General features: G+C 58.5%; 23 protein-coding genes and 1 pseudogene. 10 read left to right on the top strand and 14 right to left on the bottom strand.

Annotation, left to right across the window (positions count from 1 at the left end):
- Positions 1-65: 65 nt before the first annotated feature.
- Positions 66-539, top strand: coding sequence for a cyclic nucleotide-binding domain-containing protein (locus JQF37_RS04455; protein WP_103405204.1), 474 nt, complete (start codon positions 66-68; stop codon positions 537-539).
- Here JQF37_RS04455 and JQF37_RS04450 read toward each other — a convergent pair.
- On the bottom strand, positions 536-826 hold the full coding sequence (locus JQF37_RS04450) for a hypothetical protein (RefSeq protein ID WP_130208556.1): 291 nt from the start codon (positions 824-826) through the stop codon (positions 536-538). The two genes, JQF37_RS04455 and JQF37_RS04450, sit on opposite strands and share 4 nt — an antisense overlap.
- Positions 827-920: 94 nt before the next feature.
- Between JQF37_RS04450 and JQF37_RS04445 the strand changes: the two genes are divergently transcribed.
- From JQF37_RS04445 to JQF37_RS04425, 5 genes are all read left to right on the top strand, one after another.
- Complete coding sequence (locus tag JQF37_RS04445; protein WP_130208558.1) at positions 921-1607, top strand: hypothetical protein; 687 nt, start codon at positions 921-923, stop codon at positions 1605-1607.
- Positions 1608-1655: 48 nt separating this feature from the next.
- Positions 1656-2027, top strand: a complete 372-nt coding sequence (locus tag JQF37_RS04440; RefSeq protein ID WP_007898702.1) for a YajD family HNH nuclease — start codon at positions 1656-1658, stop codon at positions 2025-2027.
- A 284-nt stretch (positions 2028-2311) separates the two neighbouring features.
- On the top strand, positions 2312-3175 hold the full coding sequence (locus JQF37_RS04435) for a hypothetical protein (RefSeq protein ID WP_189340431.1): 864 nt from the start codon (positions 2312-2314) through the stop codon (positions 3173-3175).
- Between the two features lie 73 nt (positions 3176-3248).
- Positions 3249-3719 carry an RNA methyltransferase gene (locus JQF37_RS04430; RefSeq protein WP_007911337.1) on the top strand — a complete coding sequence of 157 codons (471 nt, stop codon included), beginning with the start codon at positions 3249-3251 and terminating at the stop codon, positions 3717-3719.
- An 83-nt stretch (positions 3720-3802) separates the two neighbouring features.
- Complete coding sequence (locus JQF37_RS04425; RefSeq protein ID WP_130208560.1) at positions 3803-4168, top strand: DUF2892 domain-containing protein; 366 nt, start codon at positions 3803-3805, stop codon at positions 4166-4168.
- A gap of 127 nt (positions 4169-4295) precedes the next feature.
- Here JQF37_RS04425 and JQF37_RS04420 read toward each other — a convergent pair whose 3' ends face one another.
- Positions 4296-5528, bottom strand: a complete 1233-nt coding sequence (locus JQF37_RS04420) for a hypothetical protein (RefSeq protein WP_204149544.1) — start codon at positions 5526-5528, stop codon at positions 4296-4298.
- A 125-nt stretch (positions 5529-5653) separates the two neighbouring features.
- The gene (locus tag JQF37_RS04415; protein ID WP_047526821.1) at positions 5654-6103 is read right to left on the bottom strand and encodes a YcgN family cysteine cluster protein; all 450 of its coding nucleotides are present in this window, start codon (positions 6101-6103) and stop codon (positions 5654-5656) included.
- A gap of 165 nt (positions 6104-6268) precedes the next feature.
- Here JQF37_RS04415 and JQF37_RS04410 point away from each other — a divergent pair, with 165 nt between their 5' ends.
- Positions 6269-6862, top strand: coding sequence for a nitroreductase family protein (locus JQF37_RS04410; RefSeq protein ID WP_047526820.1), 594 nt, complete (start codon positions 6269-6271; stop codon positions 6860-6862).
- A gap of 73 nt (positions 6863-6935) precedes the next feature.
- On the opposite strand, the gene JQF37_RS04405 is transcribed toward JQF37_RS04410, so the two are convergent.
- From JQF37_RS04405 to JQF37_RS04385, 5 genes are all read right to left on the bottom strand, one after another.
- The gene (locus JQF37_RS04405; protein ID WP_130208564.1) at positions 6936-7868 is read right to left on the bottom strand and encodes a D-2-hydroxyacid dehydrogenase; all 933 of its coding nucleotides are present in this window, start codon (positions 7866-7868) and stop codon (positions 6936-6938) included.
- A gap of 121 nt (positions 7869-7989) precedes the next feature.
- Positions 7990-8283 carry a YcgL domain-containing protein gene (locus tag JQF37_RS04400; RefSeq protein ID WP_130208566.1) on the bottom strand — a complete coding sequence of 98 codons (294 nt, stop codon included), beginning with the start codon at positions 8281-8283 and terminating at the stop codon, positions 7990-7992.
- Positions 8280-9413, bottom strand: coding sequence for a ribonuclease D (gene rnd, locus JQF37_RS04395; RefSeq protein WP_130208568.1), 1134 nt, complete (start codon positions 9411-9413; stop codon positions 8280-8282). Before rnd ends, JQF37_RS04400 begins: the two co-directional genes overlap by 4 nt.
- Positions 9414-9536: 123 nt before the next feature.
- Positions 9537-10199 (bottom strand): class I SAM-dependent methyltransferase, encoded by a 663-nt coding sequence (locus tag JQF37_RS04390; RefSeq protein WP_130208570.1) that lies wholly within the window; start codon positions 10197-10199, stop codon positions 9537-9539.
- 55 nt (positions 10200-10254) lie between these two features.
- The gene (locus tag JQF37_RS04385) at positions 10255-11904 is read right to left on the bottom strand and encodes a phosphoethanolamine--lipid A transferase (RefSeq protein WP_130208572.1); all 1650 of its coding nucleotides are present in this window, start codon (positions 11902-11904) and stop codon (positions 10255-10257) included.
- A 389-nt stretch (positions 11905-12293) separates the two neighbouring features.
- Between JQF37_RS04385 and JQF37_RS04380 the strand changes: the two are divergent.
- The 3 genes and pseudogenes from JQF37_RS04380 to JQF37_RS04370 all read left to right on the top strand — a co-directional run.
- Positions 12294-12434, top strand: a pseudogene (locus JQF37_RS04380) (MFS transporter); the annotation flags it as partial.
- A gap of 66 nt (positions 12435-12500) precedes the next feature.
- Positions 12501-13418 (top strand): DMT family transporter, encoded by a 918-nt coding sequence (locus JQF37_RS04375; RefSeq protein ID WP_130208574.1) that lies wholly within the window; start codon positions 12501-12503, stop codon positions 13416-13418.
- A 97-nt stretch (positions 13419-13515) separates the two neighbouring features.
- Positions 13516-14451, top strand: a complete 936-nt coding sequence (locus JQF37_RS04370; protein ID WP_130208576.1) for a LysR family transcriptional regulator — start codon at positions 13516-13518, stop codon at positions 14449-14451.
- 3 nt (positions 14452-14454) lie between these two features.
- On the opposite strand, the gene JQF37_RS04365 is transcribed toward JQF37_RS04370, so the two are convergent.
- The 6 genes from JQF37_RS04365 to JQF37_RS04340 all read right to left on the bottom strand — a co-directional run bounded on the left by JQF37_RS04365 (position 14455) and on the right by JQF37_RS04340 (position 20934).
- Positions 14455-14820, bottom strand: a complete 366-nt coding sequence (locus JQF37_RS04365; protein ID WP_130208578.1) for a 5-carboxymethyl-2-hydroxymuconate Delta-isomerase — start codon at positions 14818-14820, stop codon at positions 14455-14457.
- A gap of 57 nt (positions 14821-14877) precedes the next feature.
- Positions 14878-15804 (bottom strand): LysR substrate-binding domain-containing protein, encoded by a 927-nt coding sequence (locus JQF37_RS04360; protein WP_130208580.1) that lies wholly within the window; start codon positions 15802-15804, stop codon positions 14878-14880.
- A 190-nt stretch (positions 15805-15994) separates the two neighbouring features.
- A complete protein-coding gene (locus JQF37_RS04355) occupies positions 15995-16186 on the bottom strand; it encodes a DUF1508 domain-containing protein (RefSeq protein ID WP_130208582.1) in 192 nt (63 codons plus the stop codon).
- Between the two features lie 244 nt (positions 16187-16430).
- A complete protein-coding gene (locus JQF37_RS04350) occupies positions 16431-18155 on the bottom strand; it encodes a diguanylate cyclase (RefSeq protein ID WP_130208584.1) in 1725 nt (574 codons plus the stop codon).
- The gene (locus JQF37_RS04345; RefSeq protein ID WP_130208586.1) at positions 18152-19189 is read right to left on the bottom strand and encodes an extracellular solute-binding protein; all 1038 of its coding nucleotides are present in this window, start codon (positions 19187-19189) and stop codon (positions 18152-18154) included. The genes JQF37_RS04350 and JQF37_RS04345 overlap by 4 nt, the downstream gene beginning before the upstream one ends.
- Before the next feature lie 167 nt (positions 19190-19356).
- A complete protein-coding gene (locus JQF37_RS04340) occupies positions 19357-20934 on the bottom strand; it encodes a PAS domain-containing methyl-accepting chemotaxis protein (RefSeq protein ID WP_130208588.1) in 1578 nt (525 codons plus the stop codon).
- Between the last annotated feature and the right edge of the window lie 44 nt (positions 20935-20978).

Here is a 20978-nt window from a genome sequence, read left to right as displayed (position 1 = left end):
GCTCCCACAAGGGATTGGGGATACTCAAAAAGCCGCCATCAGACACAACAAAAAGACCGCACGACATGTCAGAACCGACCTTGCTCAACAACGAAATCCGCGACTGGCTGATGGACTGCGGCCTGTTCAACCAATTGCTGCCAGCGGACTTCGCCGCCGCCTCGGGCTATTTCAGCATCAGCACCATTGCCCAGGGCGAAGAGATTTTCCATGAGGGCGATGCCGGCAGCTTCATGTGCATCATCCACACCGGGCAAGTGGCGGTACAGAAGACCACCGGCGACGGACAACTGGTGACCATCGCAACCCTGCGCAGCGGACGCTCCTTCGGCGAAATGGCGGTGCTTGACGGCGAACGTCGCTCGGCCAGTTGTGTGGCCGCGAGCAACTGTCAGTTGCTCAACCTGGGCAAGGACTCCCTGGAAAAGATGCTCAACGACGCGCCAAAAATCGCCGCCAAGATCATCCGGGCCCTCGCCGTTTCGCTCTCCAAACGCTTGCGCATGGCCGACGGGCAACTGCTTTTACAGCAGGTCTAACCCCCGGGCGATTTGGTTTTCGGCGGGTTGGGCTCAATCCCGGGCACCGGTTGGTCCTTGGTCGGCGGGCTGGGCATCTCGATCGGCACCAATGGCGGACCACCACTGCCGGGGCCGACTTTCGGCATGGGCGCCGGGCTGATTTGCGGATAGGGTGTGGGCGTCGCGGTGCCAGGCGAGCCGGGCAGCGGCGCGGGAGTGACGGGCGTGGTTTGCTGCTGTTGGGCCTGCACTGCAGTAATCGAGAGCGCGGCCAGGGCAATGACCGTTAGAATGGTGCGCTTCATCAATGGCTCCGTTGGCCTTGTTGTCATGTGCAGGCTACTCCCAACTGCGCGCGTTTGCCCTCCCCGTCTTGCCAATTCTTCTCAAGAGAACCCCATGAAACGTTTCGTACTGCTCGACACCGCGCCAATCCCTGAAAATGGCGGAGCCCTGTGCCTGTTCGAGTACGGCGAGGATTTCGTCATCAAGATCCAGGGGGGTGACGGCGGGCAACTGATGAACACGCGCATGCACGGCTCCGAGGATGCGCTGGCCGAAATCCCCTGCCGCAAGGTCGCCGGCCGCCCGAATTCACGGGTGCTGATCGGCGGCCTGGGCATGGGTTTTACCCTGGCCTCGGCGCTCAAGCATCTGGGCAAGACCGCCGAAGTGGTGGTCGCGGAACTGGTGCCCGGCGTGGTCGAGTGGAATCGCGGGCCGTTGGGCGAAAAGTCCGGCAACCCGCTGCTCGACCCGCGCACGGTCATCCGCATGGAAGACGTGGCCAAAGTGCTGCAAGCCGAGCCGCAGGGCTTCGATGCGATCATGCTCGATGTCGACAACGGCCCCGAAGGCCTGACCCAGAGGGCCAACAGCTGGCTGTACTCCGCTGGCGGCTTGAGCGCCTGCGCCAAGGCCCTGCGGCCCAAGGGCGTGCTGGCGGTCTGGTCGGCCAGCGCCGACCGGCAATTTTCCGACAAGCTGAAAAAGGCCGGTTTCAAGGCCGAGGAAGTGCAAGTCTTCGCCCATGGCAACAAGGGCACCCGGCACACCATCTGGATTGCCGAGAAGCTCAAGGGCTAAGCTAAACTTACGTCATAACCGTCATTAGTCTTTTACAAAGGTGAACCCATGAGTTCGTCCACCCCGACCAATACCTCGAAGCTGGATCGCATCCTCGCCGACAACCAGCGCGACAAGGAAATGGGTTACCGCGACAAGGCCCTGAAGATGTACCCGCACGTATGCGGCCGCTGCGCCCGTGAGTTCTCCGGCAAGCGCTTGAGCGAACTGACCGTGCACCACCGTGACCATAACCACGACAACAACCCTCAGGATGGTTCGAACTGGGAATTGTTGTGCCTGTATTGCCACGACAACGAACATTCGCGCTACACCGACCAGCAGTATTTCGACGAAGGCTCGCTGAGCACGCCGAAAATCGCCAAGGCCACCCATAACCCGTTTGCCGCTTTGGCGGGCCTGATGAAAAAAGAAGACTGAAAACCACCTGCAGGAGCGAGATTGCTCGCTCCTGCAGGGATCGTGTCAATAACCCGGCAAAACCTGACGGCAGCCGGCGACAACCTGCCGCTAACGGCAAAAAACTTCCCGCCCCTTCCCAAGCTGCAATGTGTCCAGACCATTACAAAGCGCCCATCACATGGCCACCACCCCATGATGGCACTGTTCTTGCCATGTATCAGGTTCAATACATTGAGCGCCAACAAAGCCCCTGAACGCTCACGTTGCCTCTGAACCGCGTCATACATGGACAGGCCCGTTTTATGAACGTCACTTCTACCTTCAACAGCGCCGCTATCGTGGCCTACAACAACACGTCCGAGGCGAAGGCCAGATCCATCGCCCGTGACAGCGAGCAGACGGCCAGCAAAACAAGGAATGAAGACTCGCTGAGCCTCTCTAAAACAGCCGCCGATTACAGCGGCTCGATTGCCAACAATGCACCGTTTTTTCCGGTGCGTGCTGGCATGAACGCTGATGCCCTGGTGCTGGGTGTCACCCGACCGGGCGCGGTTTCCAGCTCAGCGGGCAAGACATTCGAAGAAGTGGCCACCGATGCGCGCAAACGCATGGATCAGAAATACGCGCAAATGAATGCCGGCGACAAGCCCTACAGCGGCAGCGTCGAAGACCGCAATGCGCTGATGGGTGACCTGGATCGTCGTTCACTCAATGCCGTCGCGACGAATGAAGGCGGACTGTTTTCGAAGGACGAACAGGATACGGCCAGAGGGCTGATGCAACAGCAGGCTCGACTGGCGTCTGGCCACTACAGCGGCCCCGATGATCAGAAGAAAAACTGGAAAGACCCTTTCGCCAATGACCCGGTCGGTCGGGCCAAGGCGGCGTTGAACTTCCTCGAAAACATGAGTCCAGAAGAGAAAAACACACCGCAGTGGCTGTCTCAGCACATGACGTTGGCAGACGCATTGAATCAGTATGCCAATGGCAGCAAGGATTCCGCAGACACCGAGAAGAAAACCGGTCACTTCAACAATCTTGCCGAAATCCTGGCCGGCGTCGATACCGACGGGTCCGCCAGCAAAACCCCGGAAAACGACCAGATCGACAAGGCCGGGAATGCCATGATGGACAGGATCAAGGCGCTGACGCCGGCGACACAGTGAGCCTGTCGCCGAATCAGCGGCCCGCCCGCAAACCCCGTATAATCGCGCTTTTTTCCTGAAAGGCGCTTCGCTCGTGGCAGACAAACGGTACAGCTGCATTGGTTTGTATAACCCCAAATCACCGGAGAACGTCGGTTCGGTGATGCGCGCCGCTGGCTGCTACGGCGTGGCGTCGGTGTTCTACACCGGCAAGCGCTATGAGCGCGCCGCCGATTTCGTCACCGACACCAAGCGCGTGCACTACGACATCCCGCTGATCGGCATCGACGACCTGAAAAAAATCCTGCCCCTCAATTGTGTTCCCGTTGCCGTGGAGCTGGTGGAAGGCGCTCGCCCGCTGCCGGAATACACGCACCCGGACCGCGCGCTGTACATCTTCGGTCCGGAAGACGGCTCGCTGGATAAAGAGATTCGCGACTGGTGCGAAGACGTGGTCTACATCCCGACCACCGGTTGCATGAACCTGGCCGCTACGGTCAACGTTGTGCTTTACGACCGCATGGCCAAGGGGCTCAACACCCGTTCGGGGCCGAAATTCCGCTGAATCGCCGCACATCCGATGGAACGAGCTGACCGCCCCGGCAGTCAGCTTAACTATCCATTCCCGATCCTGCCTGGAGACAGATCATGAGCGAACTCAAACGCGTTGAGCGTATCGAATCCACCCCGTTCCAGACGCACACCGAACAGAATGTGCAGGGTTGGGAGCGCATCGGTTCCCTGGCCGGTGGCGTGGTGATGGTGGGCAAGGGCCTGCGTCGCGGCGGCATCTTCGGTTTGATTCAAGTGGCGATCGGCGGCGTTGCCCTGGCTCGCGGCATCACTGGCCACAGCTCGGCGAAAAGCCTGCTGGAAAAAAGCCGCCAGGACATGGACAACGTGCGAGCGAAGATTCAGCGTGCCGGTGAGGACTTGAGTCGGCTGAAGGCCAATGCCGAAGCGGCGACCGTGACCGGGAATGACTCGTTGAAGTCGCCGAAAACCGGGGTTTGATCCGAGATTGGCGGTGAGGCTCATGGCCTCTTCAGTGGCAAGCCAGCTCCCACAGTTGATCGGTTTCGCTCACAACGGGTGTGACTGACAAGAATCCGCTGTAGCTGGCTTGCCAGCGAGGGCGGATTTACTGGATCAGCGCGGTATCCAACACGTTGGAAGACTCGCCAAGCACGCTCTCGCTGAGCTGCACGAACGCCTTGGTGTCAACGCTCTCCAAGCGCATCGCACCGCGCAATACGTCATCCAGCGAACGCTTGTTGCGCGTCTTCAGGCGAATTTCGCGATCCAGTTCCTGCATCAACACCACCGCTTTTGAAACCTGCGCCGGGCTGACCTGCTCACCACGCAAGGTCGTGACGTTCTGACTGCCCTTGCTCAACCGCTCCTGCAGGCTCTGATAACGCTCGTCACTCATACCACCGGCACGGCGTACCAGTTCGATGGCGTAGTACTCGGCAAACCCTTCGCCGATCCAGTCACTGCGCTGCGTATCGTTGATCCGTCCGAACACCTGGGCCAATTCACGCACCAAGGTACTGGAGCCACTCTCGCTGACCAATGGCAAACGGCTGTTCAGGTAGATCGACTCGTGCGCCGCCGAGCCACCGCGCCACATCGGATCGTTGGCGCCGACAATCAGCAGTTTGGTGGGATGACGTGGGTACACGGCTTGCACTTGCGGCCAGACAAACGTCAGCAACGTCAGCACATCCATGCGGCGCATGCCCTGGCCTCGGGGTGAGGCCACGGTGACTTCGGTTTCCCCGAGTCGAGTGCGACGGCTGCCGAGGTGCCCGGCAAGCATCCAGCCGGTAGGCCGGTCGAACAGTCGGGAAACATTGTCGATGCGGAACTTGTTCTTGCCGATCCGTGGCCAGGCGGTTTCAACGCTTTTCCAACCGCTGGGCAACTCGAACTCGAGGCGTGAAATCAGCTCGATGCCATCCTGTTGATCGAGTTTGGCGGCGGGCACCAGGTCGTCGCCGCGCATCAGCGCCCAGGACGGGGTCATGCGCGTATCAAAACTGCCGTTCTTGCGCCCGTGGCTGATGCGTACGCGATAGGTCAGGCTGGCCTTGTCGGCCGCGGGGCGCCAAACGCCACGGGCTTGCTTGCCCGGCGTCAGCTGCCATTGGCCATCGGCCTTGAAATCGCTGTAAAGGCTGCCGTCGCCGAGATCGAAATCCAGACTGCGAACCGCCGAGCCCTGGGCCAGGGTCAGTCTCACCTCGGCCTGATCACTCTGGGGCAACAGGCGCACGTGGTAATCCAGATCGACTTTCTTGCCTGCCGCCCACGCTGGCGAGCTCAGGGTCAGTAACCCAATGATCAACGCCCGCCGCCATCGCACAGCCATACAGACTCCCAGTGTGGCGAGCGAGCTTGCTCGCGCCGGGCTGCAAAACAGCCCCGTTTTTTTGTTATCACTGCCCAGGTTATGAGCGCTACGCACTCAAGCGGGAGCAAGCTCCCTCGCCACGATCAACCGGCACGGAAAATCAGGTGATCTTCCCAATCCTCTTCGGCCACGCTGCCTTCGGCAAGCATGCGCCCGGACTGGGAAATGCGTTCGTGATGCACCGCGTCACGATCCCCGCACACCAGGTGATGCCACAGCGGCAGGTCCTTGCCTTCGCTGACCAGCCGATAACCGCAGGTCGGCGGCAGCCATTTGAACTCGTCCGCCTTGCCCGGCGTGAGCTGGATGCAGTCCGGCACGAAGTCACGGCGGTTGGGATAGTCAGTGCACTGGCAGGTTTTCAGGTCCAGCAGTTTGCAGGCGATGCGCGTGTAATAGACGCTGTTGTCGTCTTCATCCTCGAGCTTTTGCAGGCAGCACAGGCCGCAGCCGTCGCACAGCGATTCCCATTCCTCGTGATCCAGTTGATCGAGGGTTTTGCGTATCCAGAACGGTTCAACTTTGGCGGCCATGGCTCAAGCATCAACATCAGGTGGTGAAAAGGCCGCCAGTCTAGTGCCGCAAGGCCCGTCGGCCAAGCGTTGGCGACTGTCGGTAGAACGCGCTTGTCAGTTTTTGCGCCGCCAAGTAGGGTTTTGCCTCGCCCCACACTTTAAAACCTAGCAAGGAATCTGTTGATGAGTGCCAACCCACGCGTTGCCGACTATGCCATCCACCCTCAATTCACCCATCGCTGGTCGCCGCGCGCCTTCACCGGCGAAGCCATTCCCGAAGAAACGCTGCTGAGCTTTTTCGAAGCCGCGCGCTGGGCACCGTCGGCGTACAACTCGCAGCCTTGGCGCTTTCTCTACGCGCGTCGGGATACGCCGAACTGGGAGCGTTATCTGGGTCTGCTGAACGAATTCAACCGCAGTTGGGCGCAACATGCCTCGGCCCTGGTGATCGTGGTATCGAAAACCACCTTCGCCGTGCCCGGCGCCACCGAAGAAACCCCGGCCCTGTGGCACACCTTTGACACCGGTGCGGCCTGGGGTCATCTGGCGCTGCAGGCAAGCATCAGCGGCTGGCATACCCACGGCATGGCCGGCTTCGATCAAGCGCTGACGCGCAAAGAGTTGAAGATTCCTGAAGGCTACGCCCTGCACGCCGCCGTGGCGATCGGCAAACTGGGCGACAAGTCGACACTGGCCGACTACCTGCAAGCCCGTGAAGAGCCGAGCCCGCGTCGTCCGTTGAGCGAGCTGGCGGCTGAAGGTGATTTCACCCTCTAAGCAATAGCGAAACGCCTAGTGGGAGCGAGCTTGCTCCCACAGGTTTTGCCCAATATTCAAGTCCGCGGTGGACTCAATACCCGCGATTGAAATCCACTTCCCCGCGTAACGCCTCACCGGCCTGATAAGCCCGCAGGTTCTCGACAAACAGCTTCACCATCAACGATGGCGAGGTCGGTGCCGAGCTGTGACCGGTCAGCAGCAAGCCCCAGGCCGTCCAGAAAGGATGACGTTGCGGCAATGGTTCCTGACGGCAGACGTCGATCACGGCGCCCACCAGGTGCCCTTCTTTCAAGGCTTCCACCAGGTCCGCATCGACCACTGCCACACCGCGCCCGACGTTGATGAACAAACCGGTCGGCTTGAACTGTTTGAACAACGCGGCGTTGTAAATATCGTGGGTATTCGGTGTATTGGGCAGCAGGTTGATCACGTAATCGACTTCACCGACCAGACGCGGCAAATCGTCGAGCGAACCGACCTCGATAAACGGGGCCTGCTCGCGGGCCGAACTGGCGATACCGTACAGTTCGACGCCAAAGGGTTGAAGAAACTGCGCCACGGTCTGGCCGATGTCACCGGTGCCGACAATCAACACCTTGCGTCCCGCCAGGCTTTGCCCATGGCGACTGTCCCACTTGCGCTCGACCTGGCTGACCAACCGCGCCAGCACTTCCCGTTCGTGCCCAAGCATGTAGGTGAGTACGTATTCAGCCATGACCTGACCAAAAATCCCCACTGCACGTGTCAGGCGATAGTGCCTTGGCAAACCGTCGACCAATAGCGGCGTGATGCCGGCCCAGGTCGATTGCAGCCATTGCGGCTGATGGCCTTGACGCAGCAGCGTCGCCAGCAGGTCGGGCTGTCCGAGCCAGACCGGACAGTCGGCCGCCTGGCGGGCCAGCTCGGCGGAATCACCGCTGGTCAGCACTTCCAGGTCGGGCGCTGCTTCACGCAACAGTTGGGCGTACACAGGGTGGTCGTGTTCAGCAATCAGAACGCGCATGCTTCAACCTTTCAAAAAAACGCTGCAGACGACCGCCGACAGCGTTTCGCTCCGTCAGCATGGCCATCGCCAAAATCATTCCAATGGGTCACAAAGGCTCTGAACAGAGCCTGTCCGCCGATTACATAGGGTCGTTGCGGCGCAGCAACTCTTCCGGCAAGTGCTCGATGTACTCATCCTCGGCCGGCGGCATTTGCAGGTGATAGCCTTGTTTTTCGAGGTTTTCCAGCACAACGGTGATGTCTTCGCGCGACAGTTTGCGCTCCGGGCTCAGCACCAGGTCGAAGGCGTGGATGGGCTTGCCAAAGGCAATCATCAAGGGCTCGGGCACACGCTCCAGAGCATCGCTCTTGAGCACATACAGGTACATTTCGTTTCTTTTCGAACTGCGGTAGATGGAGCAAATACGTTTCAAGGCTGTTCTCCGGCGGTGGCCAGGCTGTCGAGCAGTGCCTGGCCCATCAATTCGCGGCGCCAGCCACGCAACGAATCAGGCAATTGGTAGGGACCATTGGGGAAGCCGCTTTTGAGCAGCGCTTCCAGGGTTTTCTTGCGCAGCATCAGTTCCGGCGCGATGTTCAGGCGCTCGCCCTCGGCCTGGCCGATGGCTTTCATTTGCTTGAGCAACGCGGCGGCGTCCACCGGCAAGGGCTCCGGCACGGCGGGCGGCCATTGATCCGGCGACACACTGCCAGAGCGCTTGATCAGATCAAGCAGAAATTCGCCGTCCTGACGCACGGTACGCGGGTGCATGTCTTCGATTTTCGCCAACGCGCCGAGGTTGTCCGGCTGCGTCCTGGCCAGTGGCCACAGCGAATGCTCGCGGATGATCCGGTTGCGCGGCAGGTCACGGGCGCGGGCTTCTTTCTCACGCCAGGCGCAGAGCTCGCGCAGTACGGCAAGTTGGGCGCGGGACAGTTTCCAGGCCAGCTTGGCGTCGCGATAGACCTCGTACGGGTCGATCTCGCGGCGCAGGTTGGCCACCAGTTCGGCACCGTCTTCCAGGACCCAGGCGTATTTGTCGTCGGAAAGCTTCGGCCGAAGCTTCACGAACACTTCGGCCAGGTGCACGGCATCTTCGGCGGCGTAGCTGATCTGGGTTTCGGAAAGCGGACGTTGCAACCAGTCGGAACGGGTCTCGCCCTTGGGCAGGTCGATACCGAGCACTTCCTGCACCAGACGCGAATACCCCATGGAGAAGCCCAGGTTCAGGTAAGCGGCAGCCAGCTGGGTATCGAACAATGGCGCCGGCAGGCTGCCCGTCAGGCGCAGCAGGACCTCGAGGTCTTCGCTGCAGGCATGGACGACCTTGACCACCGCCGGGTTCTCCAGCAGTGCGGCCAAGGGCTGCCAGTTGTCGATGGTCAGCGGATCGATCAGGTAAGCGCGTACGCCATCGCCCACCTGCAACAGGCCCGCGATGGGATAGAAGGTGTCGACCCGCATGAATTCGGTGTCGAGGGCAACGTAGGGCAACTGCTGCCACTCGGTACAAAACCGACCGAGGCTATCGTTGTCGCGAATCCAGTGAATATCGATGGCCACACGGCTCTCCCTTGAAGAATGGCGCGCAGTATATATCGCCCCCGGCGATTTCCGCGCATCCACTGAACAAGAGCATTAGCGAAAACACCTGACGGATAGAAAGAATAGTCCGACAGCGAGGGGTTAGCCGGCCTTGCGCAGTACATAAACCCGCATCGGCGCGAAGCCTGGCAGGAAGTCCTGATGGCTGAGTACGCAGAAACCCGCCTGCTTGAACTCGGCTTCCACTTCGGCCTTGCTGACCAGCGGACAGGCTGCATGCCCCTCCTCGTCCGTACGGCGCCCCTTGAACCGCCCGCTGACCCGTACGGCGACAATCACGGTATCGCGACCGACCCGATGACACTCGCGCAGCAGCGCCAAACGATGCTCGGAGCAGGCAATGTGCTGAAACAGATGCATGCAACAAATGCAGTCGACCGCATTTTCCGACAAGCCGATGTTGAACGCTGAGCTTTGAAAGGTCCTTATCCGTTTCAACAGACCCTGCGGATGGTGGGTCCGGGCATGATCGAGAATGTCCTGGGACGGATCGGAGGCAAGGATCACCCGATTCCCATGCTCGGCCAGCACTTTCCAGAAGCGCCCGACGCCACATGCCACGTCGAGGATCAGGCCTGGCTCGCCAGCGACCTTGAGCGCATTGCGTACCAGTCGCTCTTCACGCCAGAACGCCAGACGCTCGACCAAGCCCTGCGCCCGCGGCTGCAGACAGACGCGGGCGTGCTCCTGATCGTAGCGCCGGGCGAACTCGAGTTCGATGGCGGATGGGGACTGAGCGGACATGTGCAATGACTCTTGATCGTAGTTTTAGCGGTCGCCGTATGAAAAAAAGATCCAGTTACTTTTTGGCCAACACACCGTCTTTCACCGCACCACGGCATCCGGCAAACATATCCAGACCCTGGTCATAGGTCTTGCTGTTGACCTGCAGCAGACCCAACATCGAATGGAACAGGTTGTCCTGGCTCAGGGGTTTTTCACGCCCCTGTTGCAGGCAACCGGTGTCTACCGAGAACGACTTCTGATAGCTATCGGAAAACCAGGCCAGCATCGCAACATGCTTCTGTTGTTCCGGCGCCAACATGTAAGGCGTGCCGTGGAGAAACAAATTGTATTCCCCCAGGGATTCGCCGTGATCCGACAAATAGAGCATTGCGGTATCGACTTTTTGCTGATTGCTGCGCAGCAGATCGATCAAGGTCGACAACACATGGTCGGTATACACCAGCGTGTTGTCATAGCCATTGACGATACTTTCACGGCTGCAGTTGTCCAGTGCATTGCTTTCACAGACGGGCGTGAAGCGTTCGAACTCTTTCGGGTAACGCTTGAAGTATTCCGGACCGTGGCTGCCCATCTGGTGCAGGACCAATACAGTGTCTTTGCTCAAGGTATCGATGAAGTGCTGCAAACCTTGGAGCAGGATTTCATCTCGGCATTCGCTGTTGGCGCACAACACCGGGTCCTTCAGGTTACTGACATCATCGAGCGTGACCCGATCGCAAGTACCTTTACAACCGGACTGGTTGTCGCGCCAGATCACATCCAGCCCCGCACGCTTGAGTACGTCCAGCAGGCCTTCTTCATTCTTCGCCTTGCTGGCGCTGTAATGATTGCGCCCCAGGTTGGAGAACATGCAAGGCACCGAGACTGCGGTTTCAGTCCCGCAGGAATGCACATTGGTAAATGCGATCAAACCCGCTTCTTTATTAAGCTTGGGGGTCGTGTCGCGGTTGTAACCAAGAATGCCGAAGTTCTCCGCCCGGGCACTTTCACCCACCACCAGAACCGTCAGGGATTTACGGTTGTGGGTTTGCCAGGCCGGATTTCGCTGGGCATCTTCACCGATTTTGACAAAGGGTTGATGGGCGGACACGACCTGCTCACGCAAGTAACCGAACGAAGCACCGATGTAGTTGCTCGGCACCATCATCAGGCGCAACTCATGGTGATTGCGAAACAACGACGACAGGCCTTGATAGTTGACCAGCGCAACACCACCGATAACCGCTACCGACGCCACACTCACCAACACCTTACTGAGCAGTTCGCGGTGCCAGCGGCGGTAGCTGATAGGGGTTTTCCACAAAAGGACCGAGGGCAAAACACCCAGCAGCACTATATAAACCAGCAACTTTATCGACAGTAAGTCACGCACTTCCGTGGCATTCGTCTCCGCGAAATTGCGGAACATGCCGGCGTCAATCAAGACACCATACTGACTCATGAAATAAGCGACGCCTGCACTGACCATGAACAGCAGGGTCAGAATCGGCTTAAGGACAGGGCGGAAAGCCAGCAAGGTCAGGATAATATTGAAGGCCGCGAGAATCATCGCCCCGAAGGCAACTCGCATGACGATGCCCTTGCCGTCAGCCGCGGTAATGTCGAACAGGTGCTGCCACAAAACAAAATTGAAGGCGACCAACAAAAAGGCACTGGCAATCAATGTCACCCACTCAGGGCGCACGGCTTTTATCTTCAACATGGGGGTCGGTTGTTCCTGAAAAGAAAGGCCTCGGCAAATGCGAAAATGTTCCGTTTACCGCGACGGCGAGAACTTTAGGCCGTCGCCCATCAATTTTTTGTGAAAAAGAAGCCAATTAATGGTTGGCTTCAGGTGACAGACAGAAACTTTCGAATTATTTGAGAATTGTTCAGCTTTCATTCAGTTCCGTTCAGGCCAGGGTCAACCGCCATCGCCTGTCACCTTCGCCGGTTGCGCCGATGGACCGTCGGTATCGAAGGCCGCTCGCCCTCATTGGCACAACATCGCCGCTAGCAGTATTTAACTTCTAAATACATCTCCGGACTTTCTGATTTGCGGCCTGCAGATCGCACGCGCCTAATCGGCCCACTGCCAATCAAGGTCCGCTTATGGAAAACGTTCGCTCAACCACCCGTCCCGCCCTGTGGCTGATGCTCGGCATCATGTTCATCGCCCTCAATCTGCGCCCCTCCATGGCCGCTGTGGGCCCGCTGTTGACGGCCATTCGCGGCGACATCCCGCTGTCATGGCGCTGATGGTCTGGCGCTTCAATCCACTGCACTACAGCCAACACTTTGATTGACTCGGAGCCCATCATGAAACCCTCCGGATTCGCTTTCGCTCATGCCGGCATGCTGTTTTGGGCGGTGTTGATCGCCGCGTCGTTTTCCGCTGCGGCGCAGGTCAGCCAGGCCATAGACCCGATCCTGCTCACCGGTTTGCGCCTGTTGTTTTGTGCACTGGCATTTCTCCCCCTGCTGCTGTTCAAGGGCGATAGCGTGATGACCGCTCGCGGGCTGTTTGGCCACTGCGTACTCGGCTTGTTGCTGGCGGTGTATTTCGGTTCGCTGTTCGAGGCGCTGCGTTATACCTCGGCCGTCAACACCGGAACGATGTTTACCCTGGTGCCGCTGCTGACCCTGGGTTTCGAGGCGATGCTCATGCCCGACAGCAACCTCAAACAACGACTGTGGCCAATGCTGATCGCCGCTTCCGGCGCCGCGCTCCTGGTGATGAAAGGCACGGGCCCCGGCGAGCTGCCTTCGCTGTACGCGCTGTCGGTGTATGGCGTCGGTTGCCTGGCAATGGCGCTCTACTCGCCCCTCAGCCAGCGACTCAAAACCCGTAGCCTCAAGGGGCGCGGCCCCGTGGCCATGACTTTCTGGAACATGCTGTTCGGCGCGCTGTTCCTGTTGACGTTCTGTGGGTTCAGCGGCGGCTGGCGTTCAATGTCATTGCTGACGACGACGGATTTCTACTGGCTGATGTACCTGGCACTGTTTGCCACCCTGGCGACATTCTGGTTATTGCATCGAGCCATTGGCGTGATCGCTCCGTCCTCGGTCATTGCCTACATTTATCTGAGCACGCTGTTCATTACCCTGTTTCACTGGCTCTGGGGGCGTCAGTCACCGTTGCCCCTGGAAGCACTGGGCGCAGTGATGGTCGGGGCAGGCATGCTTGCCTTATTAAGGTCCAGCCGACGCACGACACCTGTAAGCGCTGGCCGTTGAATACTTGCCGGACGTTCTCCTTACTCGTTCGTTGCGCTAGGATCGCTCGCACCGGTTTGCGCACCCGCAGCGCCCGACGAGCCGCGAGAGGCAAGGAATGCTCAACAGCAACGTGCTAAGAAAGCTCGACATGCAGGACCTCATGGTGTTCGTCGCCGTATACGAGCAAAACAGCGTCACCGGGGTGTCCGAGGCCTTGTGTGTCAGCCAGTCCACCGTCAGTTATTGCCTGAAAAAACTGCGCACCGGGTTCGCCGACGAGTTGTTCATCAATACCCGTAGCGGCATGCTTCCCACATTCAAGGCCAGCCACATGTACCCTCATGTGCTGAAGATCCTCGAAAGCATCAATCTGTGTCACGCCGGGGCACCCGCGTTCAATCCAGCCTTGCAACCGGCGACCTTCAACATTTGCGCACCGGAATATTTCGAGCAGTTGATCCTGCCGCGTCTGTTGAAGAACTTCGCTTTCGCCGACCTTCCGGTGATGATCAACATGCACAAGTTCGAAACCGATATCCCGGCCGAGGCACTGCGCGATGGCAGCCTTGATCTGGTGATTGGTTTCGGCCCGAACTTTCATCGCAGCCACGGCGACTTGAATGCGCGCACGCTACTGGAAGATGATCTGGTTTGCGTCTTCGACACCTGCGCCACGCCAGTGGAACCGCGCTTGAGCCTGCAAGCGTTCGTCCAGCGTCGCCATGTGTTCCCGACGCCATGGACGTCCACCACCAATATGGTCGATGGCTGGCTGGCGCAGCAGGCGCGGAAACGACATATTGTGGCGCGGGCCAACAGCTACAGCGCGGCACTGAAAATGATCACAGGCACTGACCTCATCCTGACGTTGCCCCGGCGCATCCAGCGACTGCTGGCCGATGAAGCAGCCTTCAATCACCGTGAAGCGCCGCAGGGTCTACCGGGCTTCACGCTCGACATGCAGTGGAGTCAAAGGGTCGATCAGGACAGCGCCAACGCCTGGTTGCGCGAACAAGTGATCATGGCCTGCACCGATCCGCAAGGGGCCTGAAACTCAGACGCCGATGGCGGTCTTCGCGTAGGACTCGCGGTCGATGTCGAGGATTTCCACACATAACTGGACTTCAACGCCCGCCGGCCATTCGCATAGATCTTTCACCACTGCGAGCAGGCTTTCGGACAGTTGCTGCTTGATCTGCGGCGAGCGCCCGCTCAAGAGTGCCAGCTTCACATGCACGAACGCCCGCTCGGCCATGGCAGTACCGACCTTGAATGTCTCGACCTTCACCGCGCGACTCTTGATGTCGAACTCGGCACCGAACTGACCGGACGCCACCAGCGCATTGTTAAGCCGAATCAATGCCACATCGGCGTTCAGCTCGGGCAGGTTGGCGGTGTATTCCAGGTGCAGATGAGGCATGACGTTACTCCTGTAGGTCGGCGCAAAGGACGTAGATATAACACAGAGCGGGCTTGTTCACTGCGGTAGCGACAACGTATTGCGTTCGCCCATGAACGACTCCAGACGCGAGCGCAACCAGCGTTCGGCGGGGTCGGTGTCGGCATGACTGAGCCAAACCATGGACAGTTCCAGGGTCGGGGTGTTGAACGGAAAGGGTTCCTTGAACAACTGCCCGGTCGCTGCCATGGCCTGCGCGGCGTAATCGGGCAGACTGGTAATCAGGTCGGTCCCGGCGAGCAACGCAGGCAAGGAGCTGTATTGCGGCACCGAAAGCACCACTTGGCGCGTGCGACCGATTTGCGCCAGCCACTCATCGGCGAAGCCACTGACGTTGGCGACGGGGGACACCAGCACATGGGGACGCGAACAGTATTCGTCGAGGGTCAGAGGCGTATCGGAAGCATCGGCACGCAACACGCAGGGTTGGATGCGCCGCAGCAGCTTGCGTTTGGCATTGGCCGGCAAGCCACGCGTCTGAGTGATACCGACCGTGACATCGCCGGACGCCAGCAAATCGGGAATTCGCCAGGCATCGACATTCTGCACCACGAACACCACTTTCGGCGCTTCCTGACGCAACGCGCGTAGAAGCGACGGCAGCAGACCGAACTCGACATCGTCCGACATGCCGATCCGAAAGGTCATGGTGCTGCTGCCAGGGTCGAAATCGTGGGTCAGACTCAACGCCACCGACAACGAATCCAGCGCTGGCGACAGGTATTGAAAGATCTCTTCAGCCCGCGCGGTCGGCTCCATGCGATGACCGACACGAATGAACAACGGATCGTTGAACATCGCACGCAAGCGGTTGAGCGCCGAACTGATGGTTGGCTGGCCGAGAAACAGCTTCTTCGCCACCTTGGTGACATTGCGTTCGATCATCAGCGTTTCAAACACCACCATCAGATTGATGTCGGCCTTGCGTAGTTCGTTGCGATTCATCCATTGCCCCTGCGCCCATACACTGTCGACAGTTTAGGGAGATGCCACAATCGGCGTCTATGCGACTAGAGAGAATCACCTGACTACTTGCGTTAAATATAAAGGCCTTCACGGTCTTGTCTTACAGTCCGGGGTTAAATCGCCCGGCTGAAACGAAGCTGCCCTGCATGGGCAGCTTCATGTTTGACGTCTAGATCTCCTTGACCGGCGTCTGTTCGCAGGTGCCTTTGATCAAACCGATGGCATGCAGACAATCCGACTTGTTGATGTAAGCCTCCCCGCTGGCAATCGTTTCATGATTACCCGCCCTCAAACGCCAGCGCCATTGGCCTTTGCCAGTCAGAACGGTGCCACGGGTTTGCCTGTAAATCTCAAAATACATACTCGCTCCTTGCGGTTATTAATGACGACAGGAAACTGACCTGCGCCGACAGAGTAGAGGAGCGATCCAGGATATAAAGGCAAACAAAAGCCAGTAAATATTGCGAAGAAACGGGTGACCTTCTATCGATAAAAATCACACGGATGCGGGGAATAACAACGACCAGGCTCGGTAAACTTTCAGACGTCTAAATGGCTTATTCATACAGAAAAACAGCGACCCTGCCCAGGCACCCACTTCTCTGTCAGTTTTCACCCATCACTTCAAAGGAGTACCTGTTTTTGCCCGCACTCTTTGCTTTATACATCGCATGATCGGCATGCTGGATCAGAGTCCCAATGTCGTTGCCGTCGCGTGGAAACATGCTCACGCCCATGCTGGCATGGACGTTCACCCCTTTTCCATCGATCAAAAGCGGCAGCTGAAAGCAGACATGCAGTTTTTCCAGTAACGCGACTATTTTCCGAGGATCCTGAACATCCTCAAAGAACATCACGAACTCGTCTCCTCCCAAGCGTGCGACGTTGTCGCGGGCCTCACTGACTGAACCGAGCAGCTTGGCCACCGCCTGCAGGACCTGGTCGCCAAAGCGGTGACCCCACTGATCATTCACCTCCTTGAAATGATCCAGATCGACAAACAGCAAAGCCATTTTCTGACCGCTCTGTCGTGCACTGATCAAGGCCTGCTCCAATCGTTCGAAACACATCCGCCGATTGGGCAGCCCAGTCAGCGAATCATGGCGGGCCAGGTGTTCGAACGCAGCGCGACTGTGGGTGAGGTCCTCGAGCTGGGTGAGAATTTCCTGTTTCATCGCACGGAAACTGCGCGCCAATACACCCAACTCGTCTTGTCGAGGCGGCAGCTCGCTGATCTTCCGTTCCCGGGAAAACAACTCGACCGCTTCGGTCATGTTGCGCAGCGGACGAATCAGCGCCCGGGACACAATGAACGCTACCAGCAGTGCCAGCAGACTGAAAAACACGGCAATTTGAGCGATATAGCCACCGGCACGCGAGGCTTGCGCCAGCACATGACTCTGCAGTTGCCCCAAGCCAAGAATAATAAAAGGCTCAGAGGTTTTGCCGTTGTTGGCAAGCCGCACAAAAGCCGCAACCAAACCATCTTGTTGATGTTGTTCGACGCTACGACTGATCAAGCTATTGGGGCCGCTCGTATCGAGAAGCCGGGACACTTCAGAAAACTCATCTTGCAGAAACAGCCGGCGGCCCTGGTCGAAACCGAACGTCCGCCGATGATCGGGATGAATCAATAAATCGCCCCAACGATTACTGAGATAGACCTGATATTCATCCGGCAAATCGCTTTGCAGTTGGCTGAACAGCTGGTCGAGATCGACATTGATGACCAGCAGTGCGAAGACTTTTCCGTCGGGGTCCGCCACAGGCGTCGAAACATGCAACGTCGGTTTGCCCAGCCCGGAATGCGCGCCTTGCTCGCGATTGATGACAATAGGCGAAATGCGTACATCGCCCGGAGCCAACTTCAACGCCTCGAACACATAGGCAAAATGCCCCTTCTCTTGCAGATCGGCACCACTGACCCTGACGATACGACTGCCGTCCCGATCCTGGCGCACCCATTCCAGTCCATGGTCGGAGGCGCTGATCAAACGAATCTGCATGTAGTCAGGATGCGCCAGCAACATCGCGCGGAACAATGCAGCCAGGTCATCCTGCACGTGACTACGTTGCGCAGGGTCGTTGATATTCGCCAACTGGCGAACCTGCGGACCATGAGTCAACACAGCGGCATCCAGAGAGATATTGTGCAAACTGCCCTGAAGATTACGCCCGAGCACTTGAACCGCGGTTTGCAAATCGCGCTCGGCAGCCTGAAGCAGTAACTCGCGACTGCTGTTATAGATGTAGTACCCCGCGAGAGCCGTGGGCAACATGCCAAAAACAGCCATCAGGCAGCCAAGTTTAAAGGCGATACCGAACCTCATCGCGGCTCCAACGGCGGACGTTCGCCCGACACGATACGTTGCCAAAGCTCGGCGCGGCGATTGTCGTTCTCAACGGGACGCAGCCAGATCAAGCGGTATGTGGAGCCGCCCTCGTTCGGCTCCTGCAGTGTATTAGGGAGCCCCTGACGTTCAGTGAGGAGGTGACTGACCTCAGGCTCGAGCATGTAATTGATCCAGACGCTGGCCAGTACCGGATCCCGCGCACCACGACTGATTGCCCAGCAGTCGAGCCAGGCCAGCGCGCCTTCACGCGGGATCGCATAACCCACGTCGATCCCCGCATCTCGTAGCTGCTTGAGTTGCTGACGCCCGTAGTTGGCAAACAAAAGTGCCACGTTATGCGAACGAAAAAGTTCGGCAGCCTCCTCCGGTAGCGAATAGAACGTCAGGACATTGCGGCGCAGAGCAACCAAATGCTCGGACACACGGGCAAAATCGGCAGCCTTTATCCGAAACGGATCGCCACCCAAAGACAGGCTGGCCAGGGAAAAATTATGGTTGCTTGTATTGAATGCCAGCACACTGCCCTGAAACTTCGGGTCCCACATGCTGGTGATCGAGTCGGGTGGCTGACTGAACTGCTTTCGATCATAGATCAGGCCCATGTCCGACCAGACATAGGGAACGGCGTAGATGCGACCGTCGACCACTACATCGGGGATTCTTGAATAATCGCGAAACCGCGGGAGCTGGCGAACAGTATTGGCAATCCGCTCCGGGCGAAGTGGTTGCAGTAACCCTTGGTCGGCGTAGTAATGGACTTCCGCCGTATTGGCAGCAATCACATCGAAATCACCGCCCCGGTTTTCCGTCATCTTGCTTCGAAGCACTTCATCGCTGCCCACCATGGTGACTTCGACTTTAACGCCATAGCGCTTTTCGAAGGCAGCAACGATGTCACCGTCGGCATACCCAGGCCAGGCAAGCACACGCAATGTTGGCGTATCAGCCTTGACCTGCAGTGATAGCAAAAAGATGAAAGGTATTACCCAGAATGGGCACCGGTAACTCATGAAGACTGCCCAGAGGATCCAATATGGCCACTATACATATGGCAATGTGCCGATGCTTGGCAACCTTTTCGAATGGGCTGCGCCTTCGGTCGGAAACGCTGGGCTGATCACGACCGCCTATTCAGCTTGAAACCGGATCGCGCTTCTCGAACCCGTCATTCATTACGTTAACGCCCCCAGAATTGCGCCGCCAGCAACTGAAGGCGCTCGGCCAGTTGGGCGACATGGGCAGCAGTCGTTCGACTCTGGTTACTGGCAAGCACGTTGCTTTGAGTGGCTTGACTGATACCTGTCAGGTTGCACTGGATACTGTCACCCACCGAGCTCTGCTCTTCCACGGCGGCGGCTATTTGCACGCTCATGTCGCTGATTTCACCGACTCGCTGGGTGATTCCATCCAGCGCCCGGGCGGCAAACAGTGCCTGTTCAACACTGGTTTCGGCCTTGCTGTGGCTGCGTTGCATCGCGACCACGGCGTCACCCGTGGAGCGCCGCAGGGTATCGATGGTTCCCTGGATTTGCGCGGTGGATTGCTGGGTGCGCGAAGCCAGCCCGCGCACCTCGTCGGCGACCACGGCGAAACCGCGCCCGGCCTCGCCGGCGCGAGCGGCCTCGATAGCGGCGTTGAGGGCGAGCAGGTTTGTCTGTTCGGCGATGCTTTGGATGACCTCGAGGACGCGGTTGATTTCCTGGCTATGTTGTTCCAATTGGTAAATCACCGCACTGGTCTGCTGCACCTCGCTGGCGAGGCTATCGATGTGTTGGCAGGTTTGCTCGACCAGTTCTCGACCTCGGTCGGTTTCTTGATTGGCCAGGCTCGCCGCGCTGGCGGTGAGCTGAGCGTTGCGCGCCACTTCCTGCACACTGCTGGCCATCTGGGTTATGGCGCTGGCCACTTGGGCAGTTTCCCCTTGCTGCAGTAAGGTCACGCTGTTGTTATTGTCCACTGCGGCGACGAGCTCTTCGGCTTCTTTGTTCAACTGATGGGCCGAGTCGGCAATGCGTCCGACCACTGCCCGCGTCTCGGCTTCGAGCATTTGCAAGGTGAAATCGATCTGTCCAAATTGGTCGCGACGGCCGGTGTACAGCATCTGGCTTAGTGGATTACTGGCGATATTTCTGGCTTTTCGGGCAAGGACGTCGAGGGGACGCAGGCCATAGCCCAGCATGCCGCCGATCAGCAAGCTGAATAACGGCGCTGCGATTGCTGCATGGTTCCAGGACAGGGCGCCCAACCAGCCTAGAACGGTAAAACCGAGCAGATTCAGCGCAGTGCCAGCAAGCGCCAGGCGCATGCCAACGGACAGTCGTGACGGAGACAGGCAGTGTGTTTTTTTACCGCGGCGTAACTGCGCATAGAGTTGTTCGGCGGCGTCTGCCAGTGCTTTCGGTGGGCGCGTACGGACCGATTGGTATTCCACTGTTTCACCATTGCGCTGCATCGGCGTGACGTAGGCGCTGACCCAGTAGTGATCACCATTCTTACAGCGATTTTTTACAAGGCCCATCCACGAGCGTCCGGCCTTGAGGGTTTGCCAAAGGTGTTCAAAAGCCTCTGGCGGCATATCCGGGTGACGCACGATGTTGTGATTGACGCCGAGCAACTCGGCCTCACTGAAACCGCTGATGTTGATGAAATCCTGATTGACGTATGTGATGGCGCCCTTGGGGTTGGTTGTTGAAAGAATGTTCGCATTGACGCTGAACTCGACAGCACGACCACTGACCGGAAGATTGATTTTCATTATTTGCCTCCTTAGCTGATGGATAACGCTGGGTGCCTGCCGTG

Source organism: Pseudomonas sp. MIL9 (genome assembly GCF_016887925.1).
Taxonomy (GTDB): domain Bacteria; phylum Pseudomonadota; class Gammaproteobacteria; order Pseudomonadales; family Pseudomonadaceae; genus Aquipseudomonas; species Aquipseudomonas mohnii.
This window is presented reverse-complemented; position numbering and strand designations above follow the sequence as displayed.

What these genes read in the sequence shown, in the direction of transcription:
- JQF37_RS04455 (WP_103405204.1), top strand. Translation starts at nt 66, where the DNA reads ATGTCAGAACCGACCTTGCTCAACAACGAAATCCGCGACTGGCTGATG.
- JQF37_RS04415 (WP_047526821.1), bottom strand. Translation starts at nt 6,103, where the DNA reads ATGGCCGCCAAAGTTGAACCGTTCTGGATACGCAAAACCCTCGATCAA.
- JQF37_RS04420 (WP_204149544.1), bottom strand. Translation starts at nt 5,528, where the DNA reads ATGGCTGTGCGATGGCGGCGGGCGTTGATCATTGGGTTACTGACCCTG.
- JQF37_RS04365 (WP_130208578.1), bottom strand. Translation starts at nt 14,820, where the DNA reads ATGCCTCATCTGCACCTGGAATACACCGCCAACCTGCCCGAGCTGAAC.
- JQF37_RS04405 (WP_130208564.1), bottom strand. Translation starts at nt 7,868, where the DNA reads ATGCGCGTTCTGATTGCTGAACACGACCACCCTGTGTACGCCCAACTG.
- JQF37_RS04355 (WP_130208582.1), bottom strand. Translation starts at nt 16,186, where the DNA reads ATGTATTTTGAGATTTACAGGCAAACCCGTGGCACCGTTCTGACTGGC.
- JQF37_RS04350 (WP_130208584.1), bottom strand. Translation starts at nt 18,155, where the DNA reads ATGAGGTTCGGTATCGCCTTTAAACTTGGCTGCCTGATGGCTGTTTTT.
- JQF37_RS04425 (WP_130208560.1), top strand. Translation starts at nt 3,803, where the DNA reads ATGAGCGAACTCAAACGCGTTGAGCGTATCGAATCCACCCCGTTCCAG.
- JQF37_RS04370 (WP_130208576.1), top strand. Translation starts at nt 13,516, where the DNA reads ATGCTCAACAGCAACGTGCTAAGAAAGCTCGACATGCAGGACCTCATG.
- JQF37_RS04435 (WP_189340431.1), top strand. Translation starts at nt 2,312, where the DNA reads ATGAACGTCACTTCTACCTTCAACAGCGCCGCTATCGTGGCCTACAAC.
- JQF37_RS04445 (WP_130208558.1), top strand. Translation starts at nt 921, where the DNA reads ATGAAACGTTTCGTACTGCTCGACACCGCGCCAATCCCTGAAAATGGC.
- JQF37_RS04440 (WP_007898702.1), top strand. Translation starts at nt 1,656, where the DNA reads ATGAGTTCGTCCACCCCGACCAATACCTCGAAGCTGGATCGCATCCTC.
- JQF37_RS04345 (WP_130208586.1), bottom strand. Translation starts at nt 19,189, where the DNA reads ATGAGTTACCGGTGCCCATTCTGGGTAATACCTTTCATCTTTTTGCTA.
- JQF37_RS04375 (WP_130208574.1), top strand. Translation starts at nt 12,501, where the DNA reads ATGAAACCCTCCGGATTCGCTTTCGCTCATGCCGGCATGCTGTTTTGG.
- JQF37_RS04390 (WP_130208570.1), bottom strand. Translation starts at nt 10,199, where the DNA reads ATGTCCGCTCAGTCCCCATCCGCCATCGAACTCGAGTTCGCCCGGCGC.
- JQF37_RS04450 (WP_130208556.1), bottom strand. Translation starts at nt 826, where the DNA reads ATGAAGCGCACCATTCTAACGGTCATTGCCCTGGCCGCGCTCTCGATT.
- JQF37_RS04410 (WP_047526820.1), top strand. Translation starts at nt 6,269, where the DNA reads ATGAGTGCCAACCCACGCGTTGCCGACTATGCCATCCACCCTCAATTC.
- JQF37_RS04385 (WP_130208572.1), bottom strand. Translation starts at nt 11,904, where the DNA reads ATGTTGAAGATAAAAGCCGTGCGCCCTGAGTGGGTGACATTGATTGCC.
- JQF37_RS04360 (WP_130208580.1), bottom strand. Translation starts at nt 15,804, where the DNA reads ATGAATCGCAACGAACTACGCAAGGCCGACATCAATCTGATGGTGGTG.
- JQF37_RS04340 (WP_130208588.1), bottom strand. Translation starts at nt 20,934, where the DNA reads ATGAAAATCAATCTTCCGGTCAGTGGTCGTGCTGTCGAGTTCAGCGTC.